We start from the raw sequence: 1,319 nt of genomic DNA, 5'->3' as shown, positions 1-1,319 counted from the left end.
GTAGAGCGAAACAGAAACTTAAGGAATGGCTATGCTTGCTTATCAGGTCAGCAAAAGTATTGAAATCAACAAATCTCAAAGTGAGATCATCGATTATCTAAAGGATTTTAAAAACTGGCCTGAGTGGTCTCCTTGGATCATTTTGGAGCCAAGCTGCGAGCTGACTTACAGTGACAATCAAGGCCACGTTGGTGCTGGTTACCAATGGAATGGGCAACGAATTGGAACGGGGGCGGTTGTTCTGGAAAGCACACAAGAACATCGTTTAGACATGGAGCTACATTTTTTTCGCCCCATCAAAAGCCACGGCAAGGTAACGCTCATCGTGACGCCGTCACAAGATGGTTGTACCGTAGAGTGGCAAATGCAGTCTCGTGTTCCTTGGTATCTGTTTTTTCTGAAAACGATGTTCAAATCCATGGTTGAAATGGATTACGATCGGGGATTCAAGATGCTAAAAAGCCAGTTAGAAACTGGGCAAATATTGTCGCAGTTGAGCGAAATCGGCACTCGTCATCAAGATTTGATTCATTACGTTGGTTTGCAAGGTTCAGGCACAATTCCTGAGCTTGGTCCAATCATGAAAAAGCAAACTCAAAGTCTGTACGAACTGATGCAGAAAGAAAGTCTGCCCGTCAGCGGCGAACTGTTCTGCTATTACCTTTCAATGGACATGAAGCTCGGTCATTTTGAATTTGTAACCTGCTTGCCCGTGAGTGAAATGGTAGAGGTACCAAATGGTTTTGTGTTTGGCACGATTCCAGCGTGTGAAACTTTTGTGATTGAGCACAAAGGTGACTACCAGTTTTTGGGCAATGCGTGGTCGTTAGGGATGAATTTGACACGCCAAAACGGCATAAAAGTGAAGAGCAAGCCTTTGGGGATTGAGCGCTACTTGAATAACCCGAATGAGACACCTAAAGCCGGCCTACGTACAGAAGTGATCCTATTTAAGAAATGATTTGGGTTGCAAAACCATGATGTAATACGCGGTTTCATCCTAACTGAATGATAGTATTGATGAATACTTGTAAGCAAAACAGTAATTAAAGTGACGGCTTATACTCGCAGTCACTTTTTCATGGATGAAATATGACAATCAGATACTCTTTACTTGCGGCCAGTTTACTGGCTGGGCTTGTTCACGCCAATGAAGCACCGAAAAATATTATTTATATGATCGGTGATGGAATGGGCCCTGCCTACACAACCGCCTACCGTTATTATCAAGATAATCCAGAAACTAAACAGATTGAGCCTACAGTCTTTGACTCGATACTGGTTGGCATGGCTCACACCTATCCCGATGATGATACTTA

The 1,319-nt window shown here is 43.3% G+C and carries 2 protein-coding genes; both read left to right on the top strand.

Annotated features, from left to right (window positions below; all coding sequences use genetic code 11):
- Positions 1-31 precede the first annotated feature (31 nt).
- Entirely contained in the window at positions 32-961 is a 930-nt protein-coding gene (locus R8N46_RS24810) for an SRPBCC family protein (RefSeq protein WP_318189724.1), read from the top strand.
- Between the two features lie 131 nt (positions 962-1,092).
- Positions 1,093-1,319 (top strand): alkaline phosphatase (locus tag R8N46_RS24805; protein WP_318189723.1); only part of this gene is annotated, 227 nt, incomplete at its 3' end.

It is taken from the genome of Vibrio sp. 1874, assembly GCF_033344395.1.
Classification (GTDB): domain Bacteria; phylum Pseudomonadota; class Gammaproteobacteria; order Enterobacterales; family Vibrionaceae; genus Vibrio; species Vibrio alginolyticus.
Note: the sequence above shows the minus strand (reverse complement) of the source record. Positions and strands in the feature narration are given on the sequence as shown.

Bases quoted from the DNA above. Each gene is read 5' to 3' on its own strand.
- R8N46_RS24810 (WP_318189724.1), top strand. From the start codon at position 32: ATGCTTGCTTATCAGGTCAGCAAAAGTATTGAAATCAACAAATCTCAA.